The 23,907-nt window shown below is 68.7% G+C and carries 22 protein-coding genes and 2 pseudogenes; 9 read left to right on the top strand and 15 right to left on the bottom strand.

The annotated features are described in order from the left end of the window. Window positions 1-25: 25 nt before the first annotated feature. From CVV72_RS07050 to CVV72_RS07035, 4 genes are all read right to left on the bottom strand, one after another. Complete coding sequence (locus CVV72_RS07050; protein WP_219151599.1) at window positions 26-865, bottom strand: carbohydrate ABC transporter permease; 840 nt, start codon at window positions 863-865, stop codon at window positions 26-28. Continuing rightward, window positions 858-1,814 carry a carbohydrate ABC transporter permease gene (locus CVV72_RS07045; protein ID WP_219151598.1) on the bottom strand — a complete coding sequence of 319 codons (957 nt, stop codon included), beginning with the start codon at window positions 1,812-1,814 and terminating at the stop codon, window positions 858-860. The genes CVV72_RS07050 and CVV72_RS07045 overlap by 8 nt, the downstream gene beginning before the upstream one ends. Next, window positions 1,814-3,127, bottom strand: coding sequence for a sugar ABC transporter substrate-binding protein (locus CVV72_RS07040; RefSeq protein ID WP_219151597.1), 1,314 nt, complete (start codon window positions 3,125-3,127; stop codon window positions 1,814-1,816). The genes CVV72_RS07045 and CVV72_RS07040 overlap by 1 nt, the downstream gene beginning before the upstream one ends. Before the next feature lie 131 nt (window positions 3,128-3,258). Continuing rightward, a complete protein-coding gene (locus tag CVV72_RS07035; protein WP_219151596.1) occupies window positions 3,259-3,915 on the bottom strand; it encodes a GntR family transcriptional regulator in 657 nt (218 codons plus the stop codon). Window positions 3,916-4,018: 103 nt separating this feature from the next. Here CVV72_RS07035 and CVV72_RS07030 point away from each other — a divergent pair, with 103 nt between their 5' ends. Then, window positions 4,019-4,450: a VOC family protein gene (locus CVV72_RS07030; RefSeq protein ID WP_219151595.1), complete on the top strand. Its 432-nt coding sequence runs from the start codon at window positions 4,019-4,021 to the stop codon at window positions 4,448-4,450. Window positions 4,451-4,658: 208 nt separating this feature from the next. After that, window positions 4,659-5,138 carry a cupin domain-containing protein gene (locus tag CVV72_RS07025; protein ID WP_219151594.1) on the top strand — a complete coding sequence of 160 codons (480 nt, stop codon included), beginning with the start codon at window positions 4,659-4,661 and terminating at the stop codon, window positions 5,136-5,138. Window positions 5,139-5,141: 3 nt separating this feature from the next. On the opposite strand, the gene CVV72_RS07020 is transcribed toward CVV72_RS07025, so the two are convergent. Beyond that, window positions 5,142-5,549 carry a RidA family protein gene (locus CVV72_RS07020; protein WP_219151593.1) on the bottom strand — a complete coding sequence of 136 codons (408 nt, stop codon included), beginning with the start codon at window positions 5,547-5,549 and terminating at the stop codon, window positions 5,142-5,144. 98 nt (window positions 5,550-5,647) lie between these two features. Here CVV72_RS07020 and CVV72_RS07015 point away from each other — a divergent pair, with 98 nt between their 5' ends. After that, window positions 5,648-6,037 (top strand): helix-turn-helix domain-containing protein, encoded by a 390-nt coding sequence (locus CVV72_RS07015; RefSeq protein ID WP_219151592.1) that lies wholly within the window; start codon window positions 5,648-5,650, stop codon window positions 6,035-6,037. A 156-nt stretch (window positions 6,038-6,193) separates the two neighbouring features. Here the strand turns inward: CVV72_RS07015 and CVV72_RS07010 are convergent, their stop codons facing one another. After that, the gene (locus CVV72_RS07010; RefSeq protein ID WP_219153854.1) at window positions 6,194-6,967 is read right to left on the bottom strand and encodes a maleylpyruvate isomerase N-terminal domain-containing protein; all 774 of its coding nucleotides are present in this window, start codon (window positions 6,965-6,967) and stop codon (window positions 6,194-6,196) included. Window positions 6,968-7,269: 302 nt separating this feature from the next. Here CVV72_RS07010 and CVV72_RS07005 point away from each other — a divergent pair, with 302 nt between their 5' ends. Next, window positions 7,270-8,718 carry a DHA2 family efflux MFS transporter permease subunit gene (locus CVV72_RS07005; protein ID WP_219151591.1) on the top strand — a complete coding sequence of 483 codons (1,449 nt, stop codon included), beginning with the start codon at window positions 7,270-7,272 and terminating at the stop codon, window positions 8,716-8,718. 165 nt (window positions 8,719-8,883) lie between these two features. On the opposite strand, the pseudogene CVV72_RS07000 reads toward CVV72_RS07005, so the two are convergent. The 3 genes and pseudogenes from CVV72_RS07000 to CVV72_RS06990 form a co-directional block, all read right to left on the bottom strand. Beyond that, a pseudogene (locus CVV72_RS07000) lies at window positions 8,884-9,849 on the bottom strand (acyltransferase family protein); the annotation flags it as partial. Window positions 9,850-9,906: 57 nt separating this feature from the next. Next, a complete protein-coding gene (locus CVV72_RS06995; RefSeq protein ID WP_219151590.1) occupies window positions 9,907-11,301 on the bottom strand; it encodes an ATP-binding protein in 1,395 nt (464 codons plus the stop codon). Next, window positions 11,294-11,971, bottom strand: a complete 678-nt coding sequence (locus CVV72_RS06990) for a response regulator transcription factor (RefSeq protein WP_219151589.1) — start codon at window positions 11,969-11,971, stop codon at window positions 11,294-11,296. Before CVV72_RS06990 ends, CVV72_RS06995 begins: the two co-directional genes overlap by 8 nt. A gap of 235 nt (window positions 11,972-12,206) precedes the next feature. Here CVV72_RS06990 and CVV72_RS06985 point away from each other — a divergent pair, with 235 nt between their 5' ends. After that, window positions 12,207-13,937, top strand: coding sequence for a glycoside hydrolase family 6 protein (locus CVV72_RS06985; RefSeq protein ID WP_219151588.1), 1,731 nt, complete (start codon window positions 12,207-12,209; stop codon window positions 13,935-13,937). Between the two features lie 48 nt (window positions 13,938-13,985). On the opposite strand, the gene CVV72_RS06980 is transcribed toward CVV72_RS06985, so the two are convergent. Beyond that, window positions 13,986-15,446 carry an SDR family oxidoreductase gene (locus tag CVV72_RS06980; RefSeq protein ID WP_219151587.1) on the bottom strand — a complete coding sequence of 487 codons (1,461 nt, stop codon included), beginning with the start codon at window positions 15,444-15,446 and terminating at the stop codon, window positions 13,986-13,988. Between the two features lie 12 nt (window positions 15,447-15,458). Continuing rightward, window positions 15,459-15,941 (bottom strand): MarR family winged helix-turn-helix transcriptional regulator, encoded by a 483-nt coding sequence (locus CVV72_RS06975; RefSeq protein WP_219151586.1) that lies wholly within the window; start codon window positions 15,939-15,941, stop codon window positions 15,459-15,461. Window positions 15,942-16,047: 106 nt separating this feature from the next. On the opposite strand from CVV72_RS06975, the gene CVV72_RS06970 reads away from it, so the two are divergent. The 3 genes and pseudogenes from CVV72_RS06970 to CVV72_RS06960 all read left to right on the top strand — a co-directional run bounded on the left by CVV72_RS06970 (window position 16,048) and on the right by CVV72_RS06960 (window position 19,423). Continuing rightward, window positions 16,048-18,078, top strand: a complete 2,031-nt coding sequence (locus CVV72_RS06970; RefSeq protein ID WP_219151585.1) for an efflux RND transporter permease subunit — start codon at window positions 16,048-16,050, stop codon at window positions 18,076-18,078. A gap of 47 nt (window positions 18,079-18,125) precedes the next feature. Further along, window positions 18,126-19,205 (top strand): annotated as a pseudogene (locus tag CVV72_RS06965) (NAD(P)/FAD-dependent oxidoreductase). Beyond that, entirely contained in the window at window positions 19,202-19,423 is a 222-nt protein-coding gene (locus CVV72_RS06960) for a hypothetical protein (RefSeq protein ID WP_219151584.1), read from the top strand. The pseudogene CVV72_RS06965 and the gene CVV72_RS06960 overlap by 4 nt, the downstream one beginning before the upstream one ends. Here the strand turns inward: CVV72_RS06960 and CVV72_RS06955 are convergent. Next, window positions 19,410-20,600, bottom strand: coding sequence for an MFS transporter (locus CVV72_RS06955; RefSeq protein ID WP_219151583.1), 1,191 nt, complete (start codon window positions 20,598-20,600; stop codon window positions 19,410-19,412). The genes CVV72_RS06960 and CVV72_RS06955 overlap by 14 nt on opposite strands. Before the next feature lie 66 nt (window positions 20,601-20,666). Here CVV72_RS06955 and CVV72_RS06950 point away from each other — a divergent pair, with 66 nt between their 5' ends. After that, on the top strand, window positions 20,667-21,647 hold the full coding sequence (locus CVV72_RS06950; RefSeq protein ID WP_255632562.1) for a metalloregulator ArsR/SmtB family transcription factor: 981 nt from the start codon (window positions 20,667-20,669) through the stop codon (window positions 21,645-21,647). 3 nt (window positions 21,648-21,650) lie between these two features. Here the strand turns inward: CVV72_RS06950 and CVV72_RS06945 are convergent, their stop codons facing one another. The 3 genes from CVV72_RS06945 to CVV72_RS06935 all read right to left on the bottom strand — a co-directional run bounded on the left by CVV72_RS06945 (window position 21,651) and on the right by CVV72_RS06935 (window position 23,905). Continuing rightward, window positions 21,651-21,953 (bottom strand): DUF1905 domain-containing protein, encoded by a 303-nt coding sequence (locus CVV72_RS06945; protein WP_219151582.1) that lies wholly within the window; start codon window positions 21,951-21,953, stop codon window positions 21,651-21,653. 115 nt (window positions 21,954-22,068) lie between these two features. Continuing rightward, on the bottom strand, window positions 22,069-22,695 hold the full coding sequence (locus CVV72_RS06940) for a TetR family transcriptional regulator (RefSeq protein WP_219151581.1): 627 nt from the start codon (window positions 22,693-22,695) through the stop codon (window positions 22,069-22,071). 1 nt (window position 22,696) lies between these two features. Beyond that, entirely contained in the window at window positions 22,697-23,905 is a 1,209-nt protein-coding gene (locus CVV72_RS06935) for an NAD(P)/FAD-dependent oxidoreductase (RefSeq protein WP_219151580.1), read from the bottom strand. Between the last annotated feature and the right edge of the window lie 2 nt (window positions 23,906-23,907).

Here is a 23,907-nt window from a genome sequence, read left to right as displayed (position 1 = left end):
CTCTCTGTACGGAGCGACGGGCTGGTCATTTCACGGCACCGGCGGTGAGCCCGGCGACGAGATAGCGCTGGAGCAGCAGGAATCCGGCGACGACCGGGACGGAGACGATCAGGGACGCGGCCATGACCTGGTTCCAGTACACCTGGACCTGGGTGGAGTACTCCTGGAGACCGACCGCGAGGGTCCGCGTGCCCGAATCGGTCATCACCGACGCGAACAGGACCTCGCCCCAGGCCGTCATGAACGAGTAGATGCCGACCGCGACGATGCCCGGCATGGCCGCCGGGACGACCACCCGGATCAGGGCGCCGAACGGCCCGGTGCCGTCGACCATCGCGGCCTCGTCGAGTTCCTTGGGGATCGAATCGATGTAGCCGGCGAGCATCCAGATCGCGAACGGCAGCGAGAAGGTCAGGTAGGTGACGATCAGCCCGAGCCTGGAGCCGTACAGGACGATTCCGGTGGTGTTGCCGATGTTGACGAAGATGAGGAACAGCGGCAGCAGGAACAGGATACCGGGGAACATCTGGGTGGACAGCACGGTCATCTTGAAGAAGTTCCTGCCACGGAAGCGGAACCGGCTCAGGGCGTACGCCGCGAAGATCGCGATCACCACCGAGAGGATCGCGGCCGAGCCGGAGATGACCAGGCTGTTCACGAAATATTCGGCCAGCGGGATGGTCTCCCAGATGTCGAAGAACGGCTGGACGGTCAGCGTCGTCGGCACCCATTCCCAGGTGCCCTGCACGTCCCCGAGCGGCTTCAGCGACGACGAAACCATCACGTACAGCGGCACCAGCGTGAACAGGGCGAGGAAGCCGAGGACGAATCGGCGGGCCCACGGGACCCAGCGTGGCTCAGACAACGGCGTTTCTCCTCCGTGCGGTCAGTCCCAAGTAGACGGTGCTGACGAGGAGCAGGAAGAGCAGCAACAGCACCGACATCGCCGAGCCGAGCCCGAAGTTCCAGGTCACGAAGGAGCTCTGGTAGATGTGGATCGAGATCAGCGACGCCTCCTTCGGCGCGGATGCTCCGAAAAGGACATACGGCGTGTTGAAGTCGTTGAAGGTCCACAGGAACAGCACCAACAGCAGTACCTGGTTGACCGGGCGCAGCATCGGCTGGGTGATGGCCTGGAACTGCCGCCACCAGCCCGCGCCGTCGATGGCCGCCGCCTCGTACAGTTCGCCGGGGATATTCTGGAGCCCGGCCATCACGATCAGGAACGCGAACGGCCAGTTCCGCCAGACCGAGACCACCACCAGTGACCAGAAGCTGTTGTCCCCGATGAGCCAGAAGGAGTCGGTGCCCAGCAAGTCGTTCACCAGGCCCGTTTCCTTCTGGAACATGAACGACCAGGTGATCACGGCGGCGTACATCGGCAGCGCGTACGGCACCAGGAACAGGGTCCGGAGCAGACCGCGCCCCCGGAAGTTCTTCTGCATCAGCACGGCGGCCGAGGTGCCGAAGAGCCAGCAGAACCCCACCGAGAGGACGGTGTACAGGATGCTGATCCAGAACGAGCCGAGCAGCGCCTTCCCCGCCGCCGAGTCGAAGTCCAGGACGAACTTGTAGTTGTCCAGCCCCGCCGGCGGGGCGGACGAGAAGTCCCGGATGGAGAACTGTGTGAGCTTGAAGAAGCTCATCACGAGCCCGGCGATCATCGGGATCACGTGGACGAGCAGTTCGAGCAGGATCGCGGGGAGCAGGAGCAGATACGGCAGCGCGATGCCGCGCCGGTTGCGCCGGGCGCGCCGCGGACGGGACGCCCCGGCCGGCTTCAGGGCCGGGGCGTCGTCGAGAGCGGTCGGCATCAACCACCGGCCGCGATCTGCTGGTCCGCCTGGTTCAGCTGGTCCCGGATCTTGGCTCCGTCGACCGGCTTGCCCGCGGCGACATCGGCGAACATCGCCTTCATCGCGGTGCCGATCAGGGTCTCGAACTGCGACTCCTGCGGAACCTGCGGCATCGGCTCGGCCGAATTCGCGAGTACGTTCTGGAAGACCTTGACGTCTTCGGCCTGGAACGCCGCGTCACTGTAGGCGTCCTGGACGGTCGGCAGCGAGCCGTAGGTCTTGTTGAGCAGCGCCTGCTCCGGCGCCGAGACCATGAACTTCACGAAGTCCAGTGCGGCGTCGGGATTCTCGGTGTTCTTGAAGACCGCCATGTTGATGCCCGCGACGAAGCTGGTCACCTTCCGGCCGTTCGGCGGCGCGGCGGCGGGCAGCGGGATCGGCGCGACACCGAGGTTCGCCATGTCCATCCCGATGTTCTTGAACGACCCCGCGGAGGCCTGGTTCATGAACATCGCGGCCTTGCCGTCCGACAGGTCCTTGAGGGATTTGGCGGTATCGGCGTACTCGGCGTTGGCCGGATTGACGATCTTGTCCTTCTGCATCAGGTCGACGAACTGCTGCACGGCCGCGACCGACGGATCCGAAGCCAGTTGCGGCTTGCCATCCGGGGTGAAGAACTGTGCGCCGTGCTGAGCGCCGAGGATCGCCGCGTGGTGGCTGTTCTCGGTGACCTGACCCGCCTGGAGCGAGAGCCCCCACTGGCCCTTGTCGGGTTTGGTGAGCTTCTTGCCGTCCTCGACGAGTTCCTCCCAGGTGGCCGGCGGTTCGGTGATACCGGCCGCCGAGAAGAGTTTCTTGTTGTAGTACAGGCCGTATGCCTGGCCGTAGAGCGGTACGCCGACCGGCGGCTGCCCGCTCGCCCCGGTGGCCGCCAGCGACGGGCCGAGGAAACGCGACTTGCCACCCACCTTCTCCAGCGCCGCGTCGTCGAACGGCAGGAACGCACCCGTCGCCTGCAACGAGGCCGACCACGTGTTGCCGATGTTGAGCACGTCCGGCCCCTTGCCGGAGGTGGTGGCCGCGAGGATCCGGTTGAGCAGATCCGTCCACGGGACGACCTCGAGCTTGACCTTGATCCCGGAGGCCCTTTCGAACTTGTCGAGTTCGGGCTGCAGGACGGCTTTGTCGTTGTCGAGACTGGTGCCCTGGTTGGACGCCCAGTACACGAGTTCCTTGGGAGCACTGGACGACGTGTCGCCGCCGCCGCACGCCGTCGTGGCGGCGGCCGCCAGCGCCAGGACGAGCGCGGGAGCGATCTTTCCGATTCGCATCGATGGTCCTCGGGGTGAGTGGCCAAGCCGCGCCCGGGGCTGTGACCCGGGACACGTCTTATTTCAGGGCTTGAGTTAAGCCTTGGCCAACCTTGCCGTCAAGACCTTGAACGCCAATTCGTCCGGCTCGTTCATTTCCCGGTCAGCACAGCGAACGCCTCACCTCGGTGGACAGCGAACAGTTCGAGCGCCTTCTCGGCGTCACGGGCACGAAGAGCGGCCGCCAGCCGGCGATGCTCGGCCGGTATGTTCGCGAGGTAGCCGTCGGAGCTCACGCCGATCCGGGTCAGCAGGAACAGGTACACCTGCGACCGGATCGCCTGCCACGCCTCGACGAGCCGCCGGTGACCGGATGCCGCGTACACCGCGTCGTGGAAGTCGATGTCACAGCGGACCATCTCGTGCTCGTCGCGCGCCCGGTCCATCCGGTCGACGACCTCCTCGATCGCGGCCAGGTCCGTCTCCGGCGCGTTCGCGACCACGAGCCGGACGGCAAGCTGTTCCAATGCCGACCGCAGGCTGTCGAGTTCCGCGACGTCCGCATCGGACAGCGTCGTGACGATCGCACCGCGATGCCATTCGCTGCGGACCAGGCCCTCACGCTCCAGCTTCAGCAGTGCTTCACGCACCGGGCCGCGGCTGACGCCGAGCGCTTCCGAAAGCTCGACCTCGCGCAATTGCGCGCCGGGCGGATAGGCGCCGCCGAAGATGGCGTCCCTGACCCTGTCGGCGACCTCGTCCGCCAGCCCGCGACGACGTGCCGGCACCACCCTGCCGGGTTCGCTCATCCTCGTCCTTCCCGCCGGATCCGCCCGATAGTAGCGATCACGAACTTGTCCTAATGTTAACATTGATACAAGTGCTCGCCCCGCCGGAAAGGATCCCCTGGGTATGACCGTCCTCGACGCCCCCATCCCCCGCTTCCACCTCGCCATGCCCGTCGACGACCTCGCCGCCGCGCGCACCTTCTACGGCGAAGTCCTCGGCCTCGAACAGGGCCGCAGCTCCGACACCTGGATCGACTGGAACCTGCACGGGCACCAGTTCGTCACGCACCTCGCGCCGGAGCGGCCGCAGCGGATCCACAACCCCGTCGACGGCCACGACGTGCCCGTGCCCCACTTCGGGCTGATCCTCACCGTGCCGGAGTTCCGGAAGCTCGCGGACCGGCTGCGCGCGGCGGGCACCTCGTTCGTCATCGAGCCCTACGTCCGCTTCGAGGGGCAGACCGGTGAACAGTGGACGATGTTCCTGCTGGACCCGGCGGGCAACGCCCTGGAGTTCAAGGCGTTCGCCGACGACTCGCAGGTCTTCGCCGCCTGACCGCGCGGGGTCTCACGTGGCGATTGCCGAGTCCGTGAAGGCCTCCTTGAGGGACCCAGAGTCCCTCAAGGAGGCCTTCACGGACTACCGATCGATAACCTGAGGATTATCGATCGGGTCGGGTTTCCGCGTTGATCAAGGTCTGCCGCCGGGAGAGAGTGGTCCTGTCAGCGAGCCTGCTGAACAAGGAAACCGAGGAGACGCCACCATGTTCGACCCCATCCTGCTCCGAGCCGCAGACGCCGAGATCGTCAGCGACGCGCCGGGCAGCGAGATCACGCTGCTGGCCGACTCGGACACCACCGACGGGGGCTTCACCGCGAACCGCGCGACCTTGAAGGACGGCGTCTTCGGCACCCCGGCCCATTTCCACACCCGCGCGACCGAGTTCTTCTTCGTACTCGAAGGGAACCTCCAGGTCCTCGTCGAGGAAACGCTGCACACGCTGGAGAAAGGCGATTTCCTCGCCGTACCGCCCAAGGTGCCGCACGCGTTCGGCCCCGCCGCCGGCTCGGACGCCGACGTCCTGGTCACCTTCACGCCGGGCATGGCCCGCTTCGACTACTACCGGCTCCTCGACCGGGTCGCGCGCGGCGAAGCCGACCCGGCGGAGATCGCCGCGTCCGCGAAGCAGTACGACAACCACTACGTCGACAGCCCGATCTGGCGCGCCGCGCGCGGTCAGTGAGCGTCAGTCGATGACCGCGGTCGCCTCGACTTCGACAAGGTGCTCAGGTACGTCGAGGGCCGCGACGCCGATCAGTGTGCCCGGCGGGACCGGGGTGCCGCCCAGTCTGGCGGCGGCCCTGTCCACACCTTCGAGGAACAGCGCGAGTTTGTCCGGCGTCCAGTCGACGACGTAGACGGTCATCTTCGCGACGTCCTCGAAGGTGGCGCCGGCCGCGGCGAGCGCGGTACCGATGTTCAGGTAGCACTGTTCGACCTGGGCGGCGAGGTCACCCTCGCCGACAAGGGCGCCGTCGGCGTCCCAGGAGACCTGCCCCGCGATGAAGACCAGCTTCGACCCGGTCGCGATCGACACCTGCCGGTAGGCGGGGATCTCCGGCAGTCCCGCGGGATTCACCAGGGTAATGCTCATCCGCACTCCTCGGTCGTGGTCACTTGTGGTTACCCAGAAACTGTAGGAGAGTGTGCGGCGACCTGGAAGAACGCACTTTTTCGTGACTGGGGAACCTCATGGTGACCAAGCAGCTCAACGGTTCGGACGACGCCGATCTGCTGCGGGCGGACTCGCTGGCGCGGGAGATCTTCTCCGACGTCGCCAACAAGTGGGCGCTCCTGATCATCGAGACGATCGGCGACCGCACCCGGCGGTTCACCGAACTGCGTGACGACATCGAGGGCATCAGCCACAAGATGCTCACTCAGAACCTGCGCATGCTGGAACGCAACGGCCTGCTCGAACGGACCGTGCACCCGACGGTCCCACCCCGGGTCGACTACGCCCTGACCGAGGCCGGGCACGGCCTCCGCGCGACGGTCGACGGGATGTGCGACTGGACGCAGCGGTTCCTCGGCCACATCGAAGATTCGCGACGCCGGTTCGACGCTCCCGTCGACGATTGACGGCCTGGTCAGCACGGCCAGCCGGGTGCCACCGCGAGTCGTCCGTCTGATCACACGTGTCGTCCATCCAAACACGTGTGTCGTCCGGCCAATCACGCGAAACCGCCATCCGCGCACCGCCAGCAGGTGCCCAAAACACTCACGGCACCCGAAGCCCTACGGCAACCGGACCACCCGCAGGAAGGCGGGCAACAACCACGGCCGCGGGCCGCTGACGACGATCTTGCGCGTCAGCGCGGAACGCACCTTGCCGACCCGGTGGAACAGCATCAGGTTCAGCGTCGGCGGATCGAACGAGATCCGCACGTCGACCGGTCCACCGGGCTCCTCGACCGTCACCCGCCCCCGATGCAGCACCAGCACGACCGGGGACGTGTACGCGGATCGGAACGCCACGGCGATCCGTCGATCCCGCGGCGGCTCGTCGGTGTCGAGCAGGTGCCCGACGTCGTGGCTCAGCACACCCACCAAGAACAGGTCGAAGAACAACGCCGCGTCACCCGGCTGGATCGTCCATGGCAGCTTCAGCGCCTTGGCGATGTCCCAGCCGTGGACCTGGAGTTCGTTGACGAGGTGCGCGAGCACGCCGGCCAGCGGCACCTTCGAGCCCCCGAGCCAGTCCAGCGGGGTGCCGGGGTCCGCGTCCTCGGTCACCCGCAGTACTTCCTCGATGTCCGCGAGCAATCCGGTGACGAGCACCTGGATGTCACGTTCGGGAAAGTCTCGCAACACCAAGGTGTTCAGCACGGAAACGGTGTCCACAGTGGTCTTCTCGACCTGACGCTGCCCACTGGTGGCAAGGACCGGGGCGCCGTCCGGCCGCACCAGGGACGTGTACATCTTCGCGATCATCGCGACGTGGGCGACCGTTTCGGCCACCGTCCACTCCGCCGTGACCATCGCGTCCGGATCCGGAACGCGGGTGACCAGGTCCGCGAATCGCGCGCCCGTCACCCGATAGGCTCGCCGCACCGAATGCCATCGATCTGCCGTGATCGCTTTGGTCACGTGCCGATTTTATCTTGCTGCCAAGGAAAAACCGTTCCGCTCGCGTGCAGTTCCGCACGGCCCGGACGCGCAGTGACCGTACTCACTACGGAAATTCACGTGACACACACCGACCGGCACGGGCAGACTGAACGAAACGACTTAGCTTCGCCTTCGCCGTCACCGTTGTCGGCGCCCAAGGCGGCCGACGCGGACCCGCGCCCTTCCAGGAGAGCCCTTCACTGATGACCGAGACCCTGCCCGAAACCGCCCACGACCAGCAAAGGGCACCGGCGAAAGCCGGACTCCTGATCGGGGTCCTGGTCCTTTCCGCGTTCGTGATGATCCTCAACGAGACCATCCTGAGCGTCGCGCTGCGTGACCTGACCGTCGACCTCCAGGTCCCGACCACCACCGTCCAGTGGTTGACCAGCGGTTTCCTGCTCACCATGGCGGTCGTCATCCCGACCACCGGGTTCCTGCTCGAGCGGTTCACCCCGCGCCAGGTGTTCCTCGCCTCGCTCACCCTGTTCAGCACCGGCACCCTGGTCAGCGCGCTCGCCCCGGGTTTCGCCCTGCTGCTGACCGGCCGCGTCATCCAGGCCTGCGGGACGGCGGTGATGCTGCCGCTGCTGATGACCACGGTGATGCGCCTGGTCCCGGTCGAGAAGCGCGGCGCCACGATGGGCACGATCACGATCGTCATCGCGGTCGCGCCCGCCATCGGCCCGACCATCGGCGGTGCCGTGCTCTCGTCGCTCGGCTGGCGCTGGATGTTCTGGATCGTGCTGCCGCTCTCGCTCGCCGCACTGGTGGTCGGCATGGTGCAGCTGCGGCTGGACAGCGACACCCGCAAGGTGCCGCTGGACGTGCTGTCCGTGGTCCTGTCCGCGCTCGGTTTCGGCGGCGTGCTGTACGGCCTGTCGGTGTCCGGCGAATCGGCCGGCGGGCATCAGCCGGTGCCGCCATGGGCGCCGATCGCGGTCGGTGTCGTGGCGCTCGTGGTGTTCACCTGGCGCCAGTTGCGGCTCCAGAAGGAAGACCGCGCGCTGCTGGACCTGCGTCCGTTCACCCACCGCAGTTTCGTCGTCTCGCTGGTGCTGACGGCCCTGCTGTTCATGTGCCTCCTCGGCGCCGCGGCGATCCTGCTCCCGCTGTACCTGCAGACCGTCCTGCACACCACCACGTTCGTCAGCGGGCTCGCGGTGCTGCCCGGCGGTCTGGTCCTCGGGCTGCTCGGCCGCCCGGTCGGCGCGCTTTACGACCGCTTCGGCCCCCGGCCCCTGGTCATCCCCGGCGCGGCCTCGATGGCGATCTCGCTGTGGCTGTTCGCCCTGCTCGGCGCGGAATCGCCGCTGATCGCGGTCATCGCCATCCATGTCCTGCTGATGGGCGGGCTCGGCCTCATGATGACGCCGCTGATGACCGAATCCCTCGGTTCGCTGCCCGAACACCTCTATTCACACGGCAGCGCGATCCTCGCCACCCTTCAGCAGCTCGCCGGCGCGCTCGGCACCGCCCTGTTCATCGCGGTCGCCACGGCGAGCACGACCACCGCCGGCGCGGCCAGCCCCGACGCAGCCGGTATCCGCACGACGTTCATGGTCGCCGGTTGTGTCGGCCTCGCCGCGTTCGTCGGATCGCTCTTCGTCAAGAAGAGCGCCACCACCGGTGCGGCGGCCGCGCACCACTGACGTCGACCGAGCGCCCGCCGTTTCCTCCACCGGAGGGACGGCGGGCGCTCGTCGTCCGATCACCTTCCGGCCGTAGGCGATGGCGGGCTGTTCGACCCAGCGGCGCAGCGCGCAGGCGAAGAGCAACGCGACACCGGTGGTCGCAGCGGCCTTGGCGAGCCCGGTGGGCAGCAGCCAGCCCGTGACACCGGCCGCGCCGGTCTGGGCGAGGTAGAGCGCGTACGAACGGTCGCCGACGAAGGTCATCGGCCTGCTCGAGAGCAGCAACCGGACCGGGCCCGGCGACACGACCGCCACGAGCAGCAGCGCCGAGCCCGCCGCGTAGACCGGTACGACGAACTGCCAGTGCCCGCCGAGCGCTTTCGTCAGCGGCCCGACGGAGAACTGCAGTACGACGAACCCGCAGCCGATCACCGTGGCGACGGCCGGGCTGGTCAGTGGCCGGACCAGGGCGAACCCGCGCGGATGGTGGAGTGTCATCGCCAGCAGGCAGCCGATGACCAGCGAGCAGTAGTGCACCGAAAGGCTCGCCCAGGTGTGCGAGGGCGCCAGCGGCAGCGCGATCAGCACGACCCCCAGGACGGCCGACGCGCCCAGCAGCGATCGCAATGCCGTCTTCCCGCTCCGCGCGAACGAAGTCAGCACCAGCAGCGCGGGCCAGACCAGGTAGAACTTTTCCTCCACTCCCAGCGACCACGACGTCGGATAGGGCGTGTTGAAGTCGACGAGTTCGTTCCCGAAGACGAGGTAGTACGGCATCGCGTCGGCGAGCCTGCTGCTCTGGTACGTCCCGCCGAGCAGGACCGCGACCGTGGTCAGCGCCAGGAGCAGGAAGTACACCGGCATGATCCGGAAGACCCGGCGAAGGTAGAACCCGCGCAGTGAGATCCGGCCGTCACGGTCTTCCTCACGCAGGGCCAGCGTCGTGATGAGGAAGCCGGACAGCACGAAGAACAGTTGCACGGCGATCCAGCCTTGGAGGCGGTCGACGACCGGGCCGCCGTAGTGGAAGAACACGACGGCCACGGCAGCGAGCGCGCGTACGCCGGTGAGGCCGGGGAACCACGACGAGGCCAGATAGTCGGCGTGGCCGAGGGGCCGCCACCAGGAGCGGCGTGCAGGAGCGAACATGCCCCGAAGGTTCGTGCGCGGACGCTGAACCGGAGCTTAAGGAAGCTGAAGACGTCTTCAGCTTCGCGCTTCCGCCAACGGCAGGCGGGCGATGAGCCGGGCGCCGCCATCGTGGTCGGCGACTTCGACACTGCCCCCGTGCGCCCGGGCGATCTCGGCGACGATCGCCAGCCCGAGACCCGCGCCACCGTCGTCACGCGCACGGCCGTCATCGAGACGCACGAAGCGATCGAACACACGCTCACGATCCGCGGCGGGAATGCCCGGCCCGTCGTCGGTGACCGCGACCACGGCGACGTCGTCCACAGTGGACACGCGAACCTCGACGCCGGTGCGGGTATGGCGTTGTGCGTTGTCCACCAGATTCCGCAGCAAGCGCTCCAGCCTGCCGCGGTCGCCGAGGACCATCGGATCCCCGTCGATCTCGGCCCGCACGCCTTGCCGCCCGGAGAGACAGGACTCGACCACTTCGGACAGTCGCACCGGTGTGGTTCGTTCCGGCTCCGCGTTGTCCAGCTTGCCGAGCAGCACCAGGTCTCCGACGAGGTCCTGAAGCCGGGTGATGTCGAGGAGCGCGTTACGGCAGGCGTCGCGCCAGTCCAGCCGGTCCGGATGCGCGAGCAACACCTCCAGCTGGGTCCGCAGGGAGGCCAGCGGAGTGCGCAGTTCGTGCGACGCGTCCGAGGTGAAACGGCTCTGCCGGGTGACCGCCGTGTCCAGGCGGGCGAGCATCGTGTTCATCGTTTCGGCGAGCTTCGCGATCTCGTCGGCACTGTCCGGGGCCGGGACCCGCCGGGAGAGGTCGTGCGCGCCGATCTCCGCGACCTCCGAGCGGATCGCCTCCACCGGCCGCAGCGAACGGCGCACCGCGAGCCACGCGACCGCCCCGATCATCAGCGCGATCACCGGGACACCCGCCAGCAACGTCACGCGCACCGCGTCGAGTGCCGCCTGCCCGGACTCGTCCACCACGGCGGCGCCGTAGATCCGGTACTTGCTGTCGCCGCTCGCCTCCGCCGCGACGTGTACGCGTGTCTCGGTGGTTTCGACATCACGTCCGAGCACTCCCCGGCAGCCGACCGACCCCGCCATCGACTCGTCGACCGCGCCCGCCTCGAGAACCGACACGGAATCACCGCGCTGGTAGTCGTCCTCCTGGACCAGCAGACCGTGCCGTAGGCCCGGGCACCCGATGACGCGCTTGCCGAACTGATCGACCACCTCGTAGGCCGAGTCACGGACGAGCAGCAGCAGATCGGCCGGTGCGGCGCCGGTGTTCAGCAGCTGCACGATCGCCGCCGCGCGCGCCCTGGCCACCTGCGCGGCTCCCACTCCGAGCCGGTTCTGGGCGTCGACCACGAGCCAGGCCGAGACGACACCGAGAGCGACAAGCGACGTCAAGAACGAGGTCAGCGCGACCCGGAAGCGGGTCGTCCGCAGGAACTCACGCACCGGAGCCCACCACGTGATAGCCGGCGCCGCGCACCGTGCGGATCGTCTCCGCCCCGAACGGCAGGTCGATCTTGCGCCGCAACGCGCTCACGTGGACTTCGACGAGGTTCGCGGTCGCCGACGCGGCGAAATCCCAGAGGTTCTCCAGCAACTCGGCTTTGGTGACCACCTCGCCCTGCCGCTTCATCAGATACGCCAGGAGAGCGAACTCCTTGGTGGTCAACGGGATCTCGGCCGTACCGCGACGGCAGACGCGGCTCGCCTGGTCGAGTTCGAGGTCGCCGAGCCGCAGTGTGCCCGGCCGCGTCGCTCCCCCGCGCCGGATCAGCGCCCGAAGCCGGGAGAGCAGGACGCCGTAGGAGAAAGGTTTCGGGAGGAAGTCGTCGGCGCCGGTGTCCAGCGCCTCGATCTCGTCGTCTTCGCCGTCTTTCGCGGTCAGCATGAGGATCGGGGTGGTGTCACCCCGTTCGCGCAGTCTCCGGCAAACGCGGTAGCCGTTGAGCCCCGGCAGCATGATGTCGAGGATCATGGCGGAATACGGATGTTCGGCGGCGTACCAAAGCGCGTCGCGGCCGTTGTGCGCGACGTCCACGGCATAGCCCTCGGCACTCAGCCCCGCGCGCAGTGATTCGGCGAGCCTTCGCTCGTCCTCCACGAGCAAGATCCTCATCCGCTCACGATCCCACACGGCCAAGCCGTCTCCGCTCGCCGCCCGCCCGCTGTCCGGGTGAAGGCTTCGCCGCCGTCAGGACGAGCCTTCCACCGGGCGGCTCAGTCCTTTGGTCGTATTCCGGGAGCGATCCCACATTTCGGATCGCCCGGCCTTGTCACGACCCGGCCGCCCCTTTACGGTCCTCGATGGGAGCGCTCCCATAAATCGGATTCCGGTCGCAAGGAGGCGACGCATGAGATTCCGCAGAAAGGGTGTTTCGGCACCATTGGCCATCGGCGCGGTACTCGCGATGGTGGCGGTGCCGGTGGTGCTGGGCTCGAGCGCCGAAGCGGCGCCGGGCTGCAAGGTCGACTACACGATCACCAATCAATGGGACACCGGTTTCGGGGCGACCGTCACCGTCACCAACCTCGGCGACCCGATCAGCGGCGGCTGGACGCTGAGCTGGGACTTCCCCGGAAACCAGCAGGTGCAGCAGGGCTGGAACGGCAACTTCGGCCAACAGGGCACGCGGGTGACGGTCCGGGACGCGGGATGGAACGGTTCGCTCGGCACCGGCGCCACCGTCTCCCCCGGCTTCAACGGCAGCTACACCGGCACCAACGGGAAACCCGCCGTCTTCACCTTGAACGGCACCACCTGCACCGGTTCCACCGTCCCGACGACCACCGCCACCCCGACCACCACCACGACGACCCCCGGTCCCGGCGGCCCCAAGGCGGACAACCCCTACGCCGGCGCAGGGGTGTACGTGAACCCGGATTGGTCGGCGAAGGCCGCCGCCGAACCGGGCGGCGCCAGGATCGCGAACCAGCCGACCGGTGTCTGGCTCGACCGGATCGCCGCCATCGAGGGCACGACCACGAGCCGCGGGCTGCGCGCGCATCTCGACGGAGCGCTTCAGCAGGCCGCCGGGAAACCGCTGGTCGTCCAGCTGGTCATCTACAACCTGCCCGGCCGTGACTGCGCCGCGCTCGCGTCCAACGGCGAGCTCAAGGCGGACGAACTCCCGCGCTACCAGGCCGAGTACATCGACCCGATCGCCACGATCCTCGCCGATCCGAAGTACGCGGCGTTGCGGGTGGTGACCGTGATCGAGATCGACTCACTGCCGAACCTCGTCACCAATGTGACGCCCCGGCCGACGGCCACCCCCCAATGCGACGTCATGAAGGCCAATGGGAACTACGTCGCCGGTGTCGGCTACGCGCTGGCGAAGTTCGGCGCGATCCCCAACGTCTACAACTACATCGACGCCGGGCACCACGGCTGGCTCGGCTGGGACGACAACCTCGGCCCGTCCGCCGCGCTCTTCGCACAGGCCGCGAAGAGTTCCGGCAGCACACTGGCCAATGTGCACGGCTTCATCGCGAACACCGCGAACTACGGGGCACTCAAGGAGCCGTACTTCACCGTGAACGACAGTGTCGGCGGCACTTCGGTGCGGACGTCGAAGTGGGTGGACTGGAACCGCTACGTCGATGAACTGTCCTACGCGCAGGCGTTCCGGCAGGAGGCGATCCGGGCGGGCTTCCCGGCGGACGTCGGCATGCTCATCGACACCTCCCGCAACGGCTGGGGCGGCGCCGCACGGCCGACCGGACCCGGGCCGTCCACCACGGTCGACGCCTACGTGAACGGGAGCAAGACGGATCGCCGCATCCATCTCGGGAACTGGTGCAACCAGACGGGCGCGGGACTCGGCGAGCGCCCCAAGGCCGCGCCGGAGCCCGGGATCGACGCCTACGTCTGGATCAAGCCGCCGGGTGAATCCGACGGTGCCAGCAAGGAGATCCCGAACACCGAGGGCAAGGGTTTCGACCGGATGTGCGACCCGACGTACACCGGCAACCCGCGGAACCAGTACAACCTGTCCGGCGCGCTGCCCGACGCGCCGCTCTCCGGGCACTGGTTCTCCGCCCAGTTCCAGGAGTTGCTGAGGAACGCCTACCCGGCTCTGTAGGCCGTGGGTCTCGTGAGTGGTGAGGACGGTTCTAACCGTCCTTACCACTCACGAGGCTTCTCCTTGCGCCGCACCGGTGATGTTGCGGACCATGCCGCCGAAGACGACACCGTGGAACGGCGCGATCCCCTTCCAGTACGCGTGCCCGGCCAGCCCGTGCGGCTCGAACACCGCTCGCTGCCGGTAAACGGTCCGACCGTCCTCGTCGGACTCGACGCCGAGTTCGAGCCAGGCGCGCCCCGGTAGTTTCATCTCCGCGCGCAACCGCAGCAGGCGGGGCCGGTCCAGGTATTCGACGCGCCACCAGTCCAGTGCCTCACCGAGGTGCAGCCGCCGCGGATCCCGCCGTCCGCGCCGCAACCCGACACCACCGACGAGCCGGTCGGCCCAGCCGCGGACCGACCACGCCAGCGGGAACGAGTACCACCCGTGTTCCCCGCCGATCGACTCGATGACGTCCCACAGTGCTTCCGGCGAGGCGTCCGTCCGCTGAGCCCGGTCGTCCACGTAGACCGTCCCGCCCGCCCAGTCCGGATCGCTCGGCAGCGGATCGGAAGGCGCCGTCGCACTCGATGCGTCCGACCAGCGGGTCGGCACGTCCGCATTGCGGATCCGCGTCAGCGCCAGTTCGACGGCGTGCTCGTAATGCGTCAGGCCGGCTTCGGGGTCGGGGATGTGCTCGGCGATCGAGTGGTCGTGACAGACCACCTCGTGCACCAGCGATTCGATCAGCGGTACGGCGATCGACTTCGGCACAGGCGTGACCAGGTTGACCCATTGCGCGGACAGCCACGGCGTGAGCACCGGAACGGGTACGACGGCTCGCCTCGGCAGACCGGCGACGACGGCGTATCGGCGCATCATGTCCAAATAGGTCAGCACGTCCGGCCCACCGATGTCGAAGGCGCCGTTCACCTCGGACGGCAGCTCGGCCGCGTGCACGAGATAGTGCAGGACGTCGCGGATCGCGATCGGCTGGATGCGGTTGCGAACCCAGCGAGGGGTCACCATCGCGGGCAGCCGCTCGGTCAGGTAACGCAGCATCTCGAAGCTCGCCGAACCCGAGCCGATGATCACCGCGGCCTGCAGGACGATGGCGGGCACTCCGGAGTCCAGCAGGACCCGGCCCACCTCGGCACGCGACGCCAGGTGCGGCGACAGCTCCTCGTCGTCCGGCACGATGCCGCCCAGGTACACCAGCCGACGCGCGCCCGCGGTCTTCGCCGCCTCGGCGACCGTCCGCGCGCCCTCCCGGTCGACGTCGACGAAGTCCTTGCGCGCCAGAGAATGCACGAGGTAGTAGACGACCTCGCAATCGGTCAGCGCCGTCTCGATGGAGGCCGGATCGGTGACGTCGCCGCGTTCGACCTCGACGCGGTCACGCCACGGCTCCTCGGCGACCTTCTCCGGGGAGCGGGCCACCACGCGCACTTCGTGGCCCGCGTCGAGCAGTTGCGGCACCAGCCGTCCACCGACGTAACCGGTCGCTCCGAGCACCACACATCGCATGCCCCCGAGTGTTCACGGTGCGAGGCGACCGCGCACTTCGACGGTCGCGGCGATGCTGCTCCGGAGGAACCGGGCGACCGCCCGCCGCTCGTCCTCCCCCATGTCGCGCCATGCTTCGGCGTAGCGCTCCCCGAGGGGCTGGAAGAACTCGGCGCCGATCCGCCGCGCCTGGTCGTGCATCCGCAACTCGACCTTGCGCCGGTCGGTGGAACTGCGGTCCCGGTAGAGATGCCCTGCCCGCTCCAGCCGATCCAGTACCGCCGTCGTCGCCGAGGCGCTCAGATGCAGGGCGCTCGCGAGCCTGCTCGGGCTCATCGGGTCCCCCATCCGGGCGGCGTCCATGATCACCGCGAGCGCGTTGAGGTCGGTCCGGTGCAGACCGTGTGACTCACCGAACATCTCCGCGAACCGGTCCGACTCGACGGTCAGCTGTCGCAGCAGGAGAACGAGCAAGTCGTCCGTGACGGGCTCCGCGTCCTCAGTGCCCGTGGCCATGTCCGAAACCTCCCCTCGCGTTGCCCTGTCCGGGTGACCACTCTACTATTTCGATGGTCGAACTATTCACTCGTCGAAGTAGCACTGCCACGGGAGCCATCCGTCCATGATCTCGGAAGTCGAACGCCCCGCCCGCACGCGGTCACGTCTTCGTTGGCTGCTCCCCGCCCTGATCGCGATCGCTTGGCTGATCTTCGGCGGGTTCAGCGGCCCGTACGCGGGCAAGCTGAGCCAGGTCACGGAGAACGACAGCAGCAGTTTTCTCCCGGCATCGGCTGAAGCGACCGAGGTCGGCGAACTCCAGAAGCAGTTCGCCGGGGCCTCCGTGATCCCGGCGATCGTCGTCGCCGAACGCCCCTCCGGCCTGACCGAGAACGACAAGCGATTCCTCGCCGACCGCACGTCGAACGCCAAGCTCTTCCCGGCCCCGCAGAGCAACGCGGGCGCGCAGGTCGTCGTGCTCCTCGACGCCAAGACCGACCCCGGGGACGGCGTCGAGGCACTGCGAGAGGCGCTCGCCCGCGACACCCCCGACGGGTTGAAGGTGCTCGTGACCGGCCCCGCCGCGCAGGTCGCCGACCTGAAGGAGGCGTTCGGCGGCATCGACGGACTGTTGCTTCTCGTCGCGGGAGCGGTGGTCGCGGTCATCCTGATCATCGTCTACCGAAGCCCGCTGCTCCCCCTGCTGGTCCTGTTGTCCGCGGTGTTCGCACTGGGAACGGCGAGTCTCGCGGTGTACCTGCTCGCGGATCACGACGTACTGGCGCTGAACGGGCAGAGCCAGGGCATCCTGTTCATCCTCGTCTTCGGCGCCGCCACCGACTACGCGCTCCTGATGATCTCGCGATACCGCGAGGAACTCAGGACGACCGACGACGCCCGCTCCGCACTTCGCACGGCCTGGCGCTCGACCATCGAGCCGATCGCGGCCTCGGCGGGGACCGTGATCCTCGGCGTGCTCTGCCTCCTGTTCAGCGACCTCAACTCGAACAAGGGACTCGGCCCGGTCGCCGCCATCGGCATCGGCGCCGCCTTCCTCACGACCATCACGTTCCTTCCCGCGGTCCTGGCCTTGTGCGGGCGCAATGCCTTCTGGCCTTTCCGGCCGACGGTGGCCCAGCCTCGCGAAGAGTCCGGTGGGCTTTGGGCACGCGTGTCGGGCTGGGTCGCCCGCGCCCCGCGCGCGATCTGGATCGTCACCACGGTCGTCCTGCTGGCGGGTGGCGCGTTCCTCCCCCAGCTCAAGGCTTCCGGCACCGCGCAGTCCGACGTCTTCCTCACGCCGGTCGATTCCGTCGCGGGGCAGGAAGTCCTCTCGCGCTACTTCCCCGGCGGCTCCGGCTCGCCCACGGTGATCATCACCCCCGCCGGCCAGGCACCGGCGGTCACCGCGCTGGCCCGCGTCCCCGGCGTTTCGGACGTCCGCCAAAGCGGTGAAGCGGGCGGGCTCGCGAAAATCGACGCGGTCCTCGCGGATCCTCCGGACTCCGACGCGGCGGTCGCGACGGTCCAACGGATCCGGGAAGCCGTGCACACCGTCGACGGCACCAAGGTCGGCGGACCGACCGCGACCCTGCTCGACACGCGGGAGACCTCCGAGCACGACCGGTTGCTGATCATCCCGATCGTCCTCTTCGTGATCTTCTTCGTGCTCGCCCTCCTGCTGCGGTCGCTGCTCGCGCCGCTGCTGCTGATCGGCACGGTGGTGCTGTCCTTCGCCGCGACGATGGGTGTCTCCGCGCTGGTGTTCAACCACGTCTTCGACTTCCCCGGCGCCGACCCGGTGGTCCCGCTGTTCGGCTTCGTCTTCCTTGTCGCGCTGGGAATCGACTACAACATCTTCCTGATGACCCGGGTCCGCGAAGAAGCGGGCAGAATCGGCACGCGGGACGGGACGCTGCGCGGTCTCCGCGTCACGGGTGGCGTGATCACCTCGGCGGGAGTCGTGCTCGCCGCGACCTTCGCCGCACTGGCCGTCCTGCCCATCCTCTTCTTGGCCCAGCTGGCGTTCATCGTCGCGTTCGGCGTCCTTCTCGACACACTCCTGGTGCGCTCGCTGCTGGTGCCGGCACTGGCGGTGGACGTCGGACGGAAGATCTGGTGGCCGTCGAAGCTGGCGAAGACCGGCCGGGAATGAACGCGGCGATCGCCAGCGCGAGGAGCGCGGTCGCCGAACCGAGCCCCATGATCAGCCGGAAACCGCCCTACGACCGGCCCCCACTGTCCAAACAGGTCCTTTCCGGACAGTGGGAACCGGGCAGAACCCGGCTCCGCCCGCCGAACGCTTGTCCACATTGGACGTCGAGTTCCTGCTCGGCGATGCTGCGGTTTCGCTGGACGTCCTGGAACGCACCGTCCATACGACGTTGGGACGGGCACTGGCCGCGGACGACGTCGTCATCGCCACCGGCCTGCGGCCACGTCCCCTTCCCGGCCAAGACGGTCTTGGCGGCGTCCGCATCCTCCGCACCCTCGACGACGCACTGGCCCTACGTGCCGGCCTGCTGAACCGCGCCAGGACGGTCGTCGTCGGCGACGGCGTCCTCGACACCGAGATCGCCGCGAGTGCCGCCCGGATGGGTGTCCCGGTCACGCTGGCCGGTCCGCAACCGGCACCGCTGGCTTCCCAGTTCGGCCCCGATCGTCTCGGATCTCCTGGCGGAACTGCACGCCTCACGCGGTGTCGGTTTGCGGCTCGGCGCGGCGGTCGCCGGACTGGACTCACGCGACGGGCGCGTCACCGGCGTACGCCTGGAGACCGGCGAGGTACTCCCCGCGGACGTCGTCGTGATGGCGTTCGGCGCGGCACCGGCGGCGGTATGGCTCGAAGGCAGCGGGCTCGCGCTGGCGAACGGCGTCGTCTGCGACTCCCGGTGCCGCGCGGCGCAGGGTGTCCACGCCGTCGGCGACGGGGCCCGCTGGCAGCACGAAACCCTCGATGTGGCCTTGCGCCTGGAGAACCGGACCAACGCGACCGAGCAGGCGGGGCACGTCGCCGCCGTCATCCTCGGCGACGACCGGCCCTACACCCCGGTCCCCTACTTCTGGACCGACCAGTTCGACACCAAGATCCACGTCCACGGCACCCTGTTCGCGGATGCCGAAGTGTCCATTGTGGAGGGGTCGGCGCCCGAACGCCGGTTCGTCGCCGAATATCGGCGGAACGGCGTGGTGACCAGTGTCCTCGGCTGGAACATGCCCAAACAAGCCCGCCTGCGTGGCCTTCGGCTTCGGCGTGCACATGCCCGTAACCTGGTGCCATGAGCACTGATCAGGACGCCATCGACGAGCGGATCCAGGACGCCGGGGAACGCGGCGACCTGGACGAACTGCGACGGCTGGCCGACGCCGGCAGCAGCGACGCGGCGGACCAGCTGATCGAGACGGCGACCGAACTCGGCGCGCTGGACGAACTGCGTCGACTCGCGGAAAGTGGCAACCGGGACGCCGCGGAGCAACTGGCCGAACTCACCGAGGAGTAGGCCGGTCCCGCATCGCCGGGATCAGCACGGGGAGCGCGGCCAAGAGCGCGAGGCCCCGCGCGACACCCGCGACCGGATACGGGACGCGAAGCCCGAACCTGTGTGCGAGCAGGCCCCCGATCACCGCACCGAGCGGCATCAGCCCCCAGCCGAGCAGCCGGTAGACGCTGTTGACGCGGCCGAGCAGCGACGCGGGGACGTCTCGCTGCCGGACGCTGACCGTGACGACGTTCCAGATCGTCGTCACGAAACCGCTCACCGCCAGGAGCCCGCCGAGCACGACGACGTTCGGGCTGAACCCCATTCCGACGAAGACGGCGGCGTTCACGGCGAGCGAGACGAGGAGAGCTCGGAGGTCGCCGAGCCGGGCGGCCAGGCGCGCGACCACCAGTCCGCCCACGATGCCGCCGAACGCCGCACCGGCGAGCAGCAGACCGAACACTCCCGCGCCGAGCTGCAGCACGTCGGTCACGAACAGGACGAGAGTCGCGTTCCCGAACTGACCGCAGAACGTGTTGACGCCCAGGAGCAGAGCAAGAGTGCGGAGCAAGCGGTGGTTGCTCAGCCAGCGAAGTCCGTCGAGAACCTTCACTCGTTCCGAGGGCGCAGGTCGTCGCTTGGGCAGCCCGGCCAGAAGCAAGGCGGCCAGGACGAAGGACACGGCGTCGAGGGCGAACGGGACCGTCCAAGCGAGCGCGAAGAGCAGGCTCCCCAGGGGCGGGCCCACGAACTGCCTGCCGACGACCAGCGCCACCTGTTGGCCGCCGTTCGCCTGGTGCAGCAGGCTTTCCGGGACGAGGTCCGGGAGCGCCGTCTGCGCCGCGTTGTCGTAGAAGACGTCGCAAGACCCCAGCGCGAACGCGAGTACGACGAGCACCGGCACGGTGACGGCCTCGGCCGCGACGAGCGCGGTGAGCACGCCGACGATCAGGGCTTGGAGCGTCTGCGTTCGCCACATGAGCGTGGTCCGGTCGACCCTGTCGACGACGGAACCGGCGGTGAGGGACAGCAGAAGCCACGGCAGGTACGTCGCGGCGGAGACCAGGGCGACATCCCGCGCGTCGCGGCTCACCGTCACCGCCAGCAACGGCAGTGCCGCCGTGAAGACGCCGTTCCCGAGGCTGTCGATTCCGGTGGCCCACCAGAGTCGTCGGTAGGCGCGGGGCAGGTCGCGCATGATCGGATCGTGGCCGGGTCCGGTGTTCCGGAGACACCATTTAGCTCCTGCCTACATACTCGGGCGATGCCGATGACCATCGAAGTCGGTGTCGCCGAACTGGCCGCGACCCGGTTCGCGATCTCGCCGCTGTCCGAGACCGTGGCCGGTGTGCAGCAGCTCGCCGGGATCGACCGGAACGCGGTCAACGTGCCCTGGCTTCGGTGGGCGCGCGAAGAACTCGATCGCGAGCCACTCGACCTCTCGCGGACTTGGCCGTTGCTCGTGACCGGCAGGCTCGGCTGGCCGGAGTTCCTCGTCCCCGCCCCGCGAGACTCGGGGGATTCCCTCGACAACGACCTCGACGCGCTGCGGCGAACCCCGGTAGACCGGGTGAGGGCGAGCCTCGGCCGGGTCTTCGGCACAAACCTTCCGGGTGCCGTCACGGCCCTCGCCGACGACCCCGCGTCCGTACTGCGGGAGGTCGCCGAGGAACTGCGCGCCGCCCACGACCGCCTTGTCGCGCCGCATTGGCCGCGGATCCGAGCGGTACTCGACGCCGACGTCGGTTACCACGCCCGTGCGCTGACCGCGGGCGGTGCCGAGCGGTTGTTCGCGGACCTGCATCCGGATCTGCGCTGGCACAACGACCGGGTGATCCTGGCCGGCGAGCGGTGGCGCGATCAGCATCGTGTCGTCGCGCGCGGGCCGGGCGGTCTCGTGCTGATGCCGGTCGTCCTCGGGTCGCCGTATGTCCTGGTCAAGGAGAACACCTCGACCCAGACCACGATCCGCTATCCGGCGAGGGGGACCGGCGCCCTGTGGACCGCCGGAACCCGGCCGCCCGGGTCCGCCACGGTCCGGCTGCTGGGGCGGACGCGGGCGGACCTCCTCTCGGCGCTGTCCTCCCCCGCGACCACGACCGATCTGGCTCGCGCTCTCGGCGTGACGCCGAGCGCCGTTTCCCAGCACCTCAAGGTCCTGCGGGACAGCGGCCTGGTCGCACGGGAACGCTCCGGCCGCAGCGTTCTCTATCTCACGACACCGCTCGGCGAACGCCTGCTCTGACGGTCAGAGGTCGATCAGCTCGACGGTCACCTCCGCCACATCACCCTCCTCGATCCCCTCGGCTTTACGAACGGCTTTCTTCACCGGCAGCACGTACGCGCCTCGTTTGGCGTCCGGGAAGATCGACGTCTTCCATTCGCTGCCACCGATACCGGCCTGGACCCGGACCGCGCCGAACCCCCGGCGCGGGCCGTCGGTGATCTCGCGGATCTCCTCGGAGACGTCCTGGGGCAGGCTGACGAAGGTCCAGGTCTCCCCGCGACGGGCGTCCCAGACCCAGAGCTCGGCATCGAACACGACGATCATCGGTGGAGCCTCGCACACGGGTCCGACAGTTTCGCGTCGTGTCACATGCGGGCAAGGACGTGGGAATTTGGACGCTGGGCATCGGGGCACGCGCCCAGCGGAAAGCGGCAGCGCCCTAATCCTGCGAAGGATGCCGCAGTGACCGAGCCGTCGTCGCGCCAAGCACTCGCGAAGCCATCCACGCCAGCGCGTCGGCCGTGCGCGCCGGGGTGTCCGACGGCTGCATGATGTGGCTCAGCACGGTCCGCACCACGACGTCGATCGCCACATCCAGCTGCGAAGCGTCCAGCGGTGGACCGTAGGCGCGGACACGTCCGCGCAGCATGACCGTCGCCTCGCTCAGCAGGCTTCCGGCCCGCGAAGTCAGCAGCGGTAGCAACTCGGTGTCGGCGCCGTGCGTGGCCGAGACGATGGCGCGCAGCAGGAGGTTGTCGTCGGCGAGTTCGAGGACGCCGCGGACGGCGTCGTGGATCGCCTCGACGAGGTCGTCGGGGTGCCGCTCGAACGCTTCACGGACCACAGACAGGAACCGGGCGAGTTCGTGCGAGATCATCGCTTCGGCAAGCCGGCTTTTCGAGCCGAGTTCGTTGTAGACGGTCTGACGGCTGACGCCGACGATCTCCGCGAGCTTGCTCATCGTCACCGAGGACCAGCCGGAGCGTACGGTCAACTCGATCGCCGACGCGACGATCGGTTGACGGTACGGACCTCCCGTGACCGGAGCCTCACTCATGATCGTCATTCTAGGCCGCCGTTCCCTCCGCGAACGCCAGCGCCTCGGGCCACGGCGCCCGCCCCGCGATATGACGTCGGTACTTCATGATCTCGCGCGGCCGGTCGATCGTCAGCGCCCCGACGACCCGGTCCCCGCGCCGGTACAGCGCGGTGAAGCCACCGGTCTCCGGGACGGCGGCCACCACCTCGTCCGCCCGCGGGGTGCCGACGAACTGGATCCGGTGGTCGTACCAGTCCGACCAGAAGTAGGGCACCGGCGCCAGCACGCGGGCCGACTCCGGAGCGAGCGCGTGACGAGCGGCCGCGGCACCCTGCTCCGCGGCGTTCGTCCAGTGCTCCAGCCGCATCAGCTCACCGTCGAACAACGGGTTCGAGGCGTGGGCGACGTCTCCGGCGGCATACACACCGGGGATCCCGGTCGACAGCGTCGCATCGCACACCACGCCACCGTCGCGCTCGTGCAGCGGGACCCCGCTCCCCGCCAGCCAGCCGGTCGCCGGGACGACGCCGATGCCGGCGACCACCAGATCCGCGGGCAGCACCTCACCGGTCGAAAGGCGGACGCCGGTCACCGCACCGCCGTCGGATTCCAGGCCGGTGACCGTCGTGGACAACCGCAGTTCCGTGCCCGCCTCGCGGTGCAGTGAAGCGCACACGGCACCCGCCTCGGCGCCGACCGCTCGGACGAGCGGGACGTCGAGCGTCTCGACGATCGTCGACGACAGGCCGCGTTTCCGGGCCGCGGCGGCGACCTCCGAGCCGATGAAACCCGCCCCGATCACGACTGTGCGCGCGCCGCCGTCGAGTGCGGCGCGGACGGCGAGCGCGTCCTCGGCGGTCCGCAGCGTGTGGACTCCGGCGACCCCGTCGCTTCCGGGGAGCCGTCGCGCGGTGGCCCCGGTCGCGATCACCAGTGCGTCGTAGGGAACCGCCGCCCCGGCGACCGACACCTCGCGAGCGGTGGTGTCGAGGCCGTCCGCCGGCGCGCCGAGCATCAACTCGACGCCGAACTCGTCACGCAGCGCGGCCTCGGTGTGGAAGGGGTCGACTCGCCCTGGGCCGTCCACGGCCAGGAAGGACTTCGACAGCGGGAGCCGGTCGTAGGGCGGGTGATCCTCCGCGCCGATCAGCACGATCCGTCCCCGGTACCCGTCCCGGCGCGCGGCCTCGACCGCGCGCAGTCCGGCCAGTGACGCTCCCACGACGACCAGTGCCATCG

Source organism: Amycolatopsis sp. TNS106, from assembly GCF_019330265.1.
Classification (GTDB): domain Bacteria; phylum Actinomycetota; class Actinomycetes; order Mycobacteriales; family Pseudonocardiaceae; genus Amycolatopsis; species Amycolatopsis lurida.
This window is presented reverse-complemented; position numbering and strand designations above follow the sequence as displayed.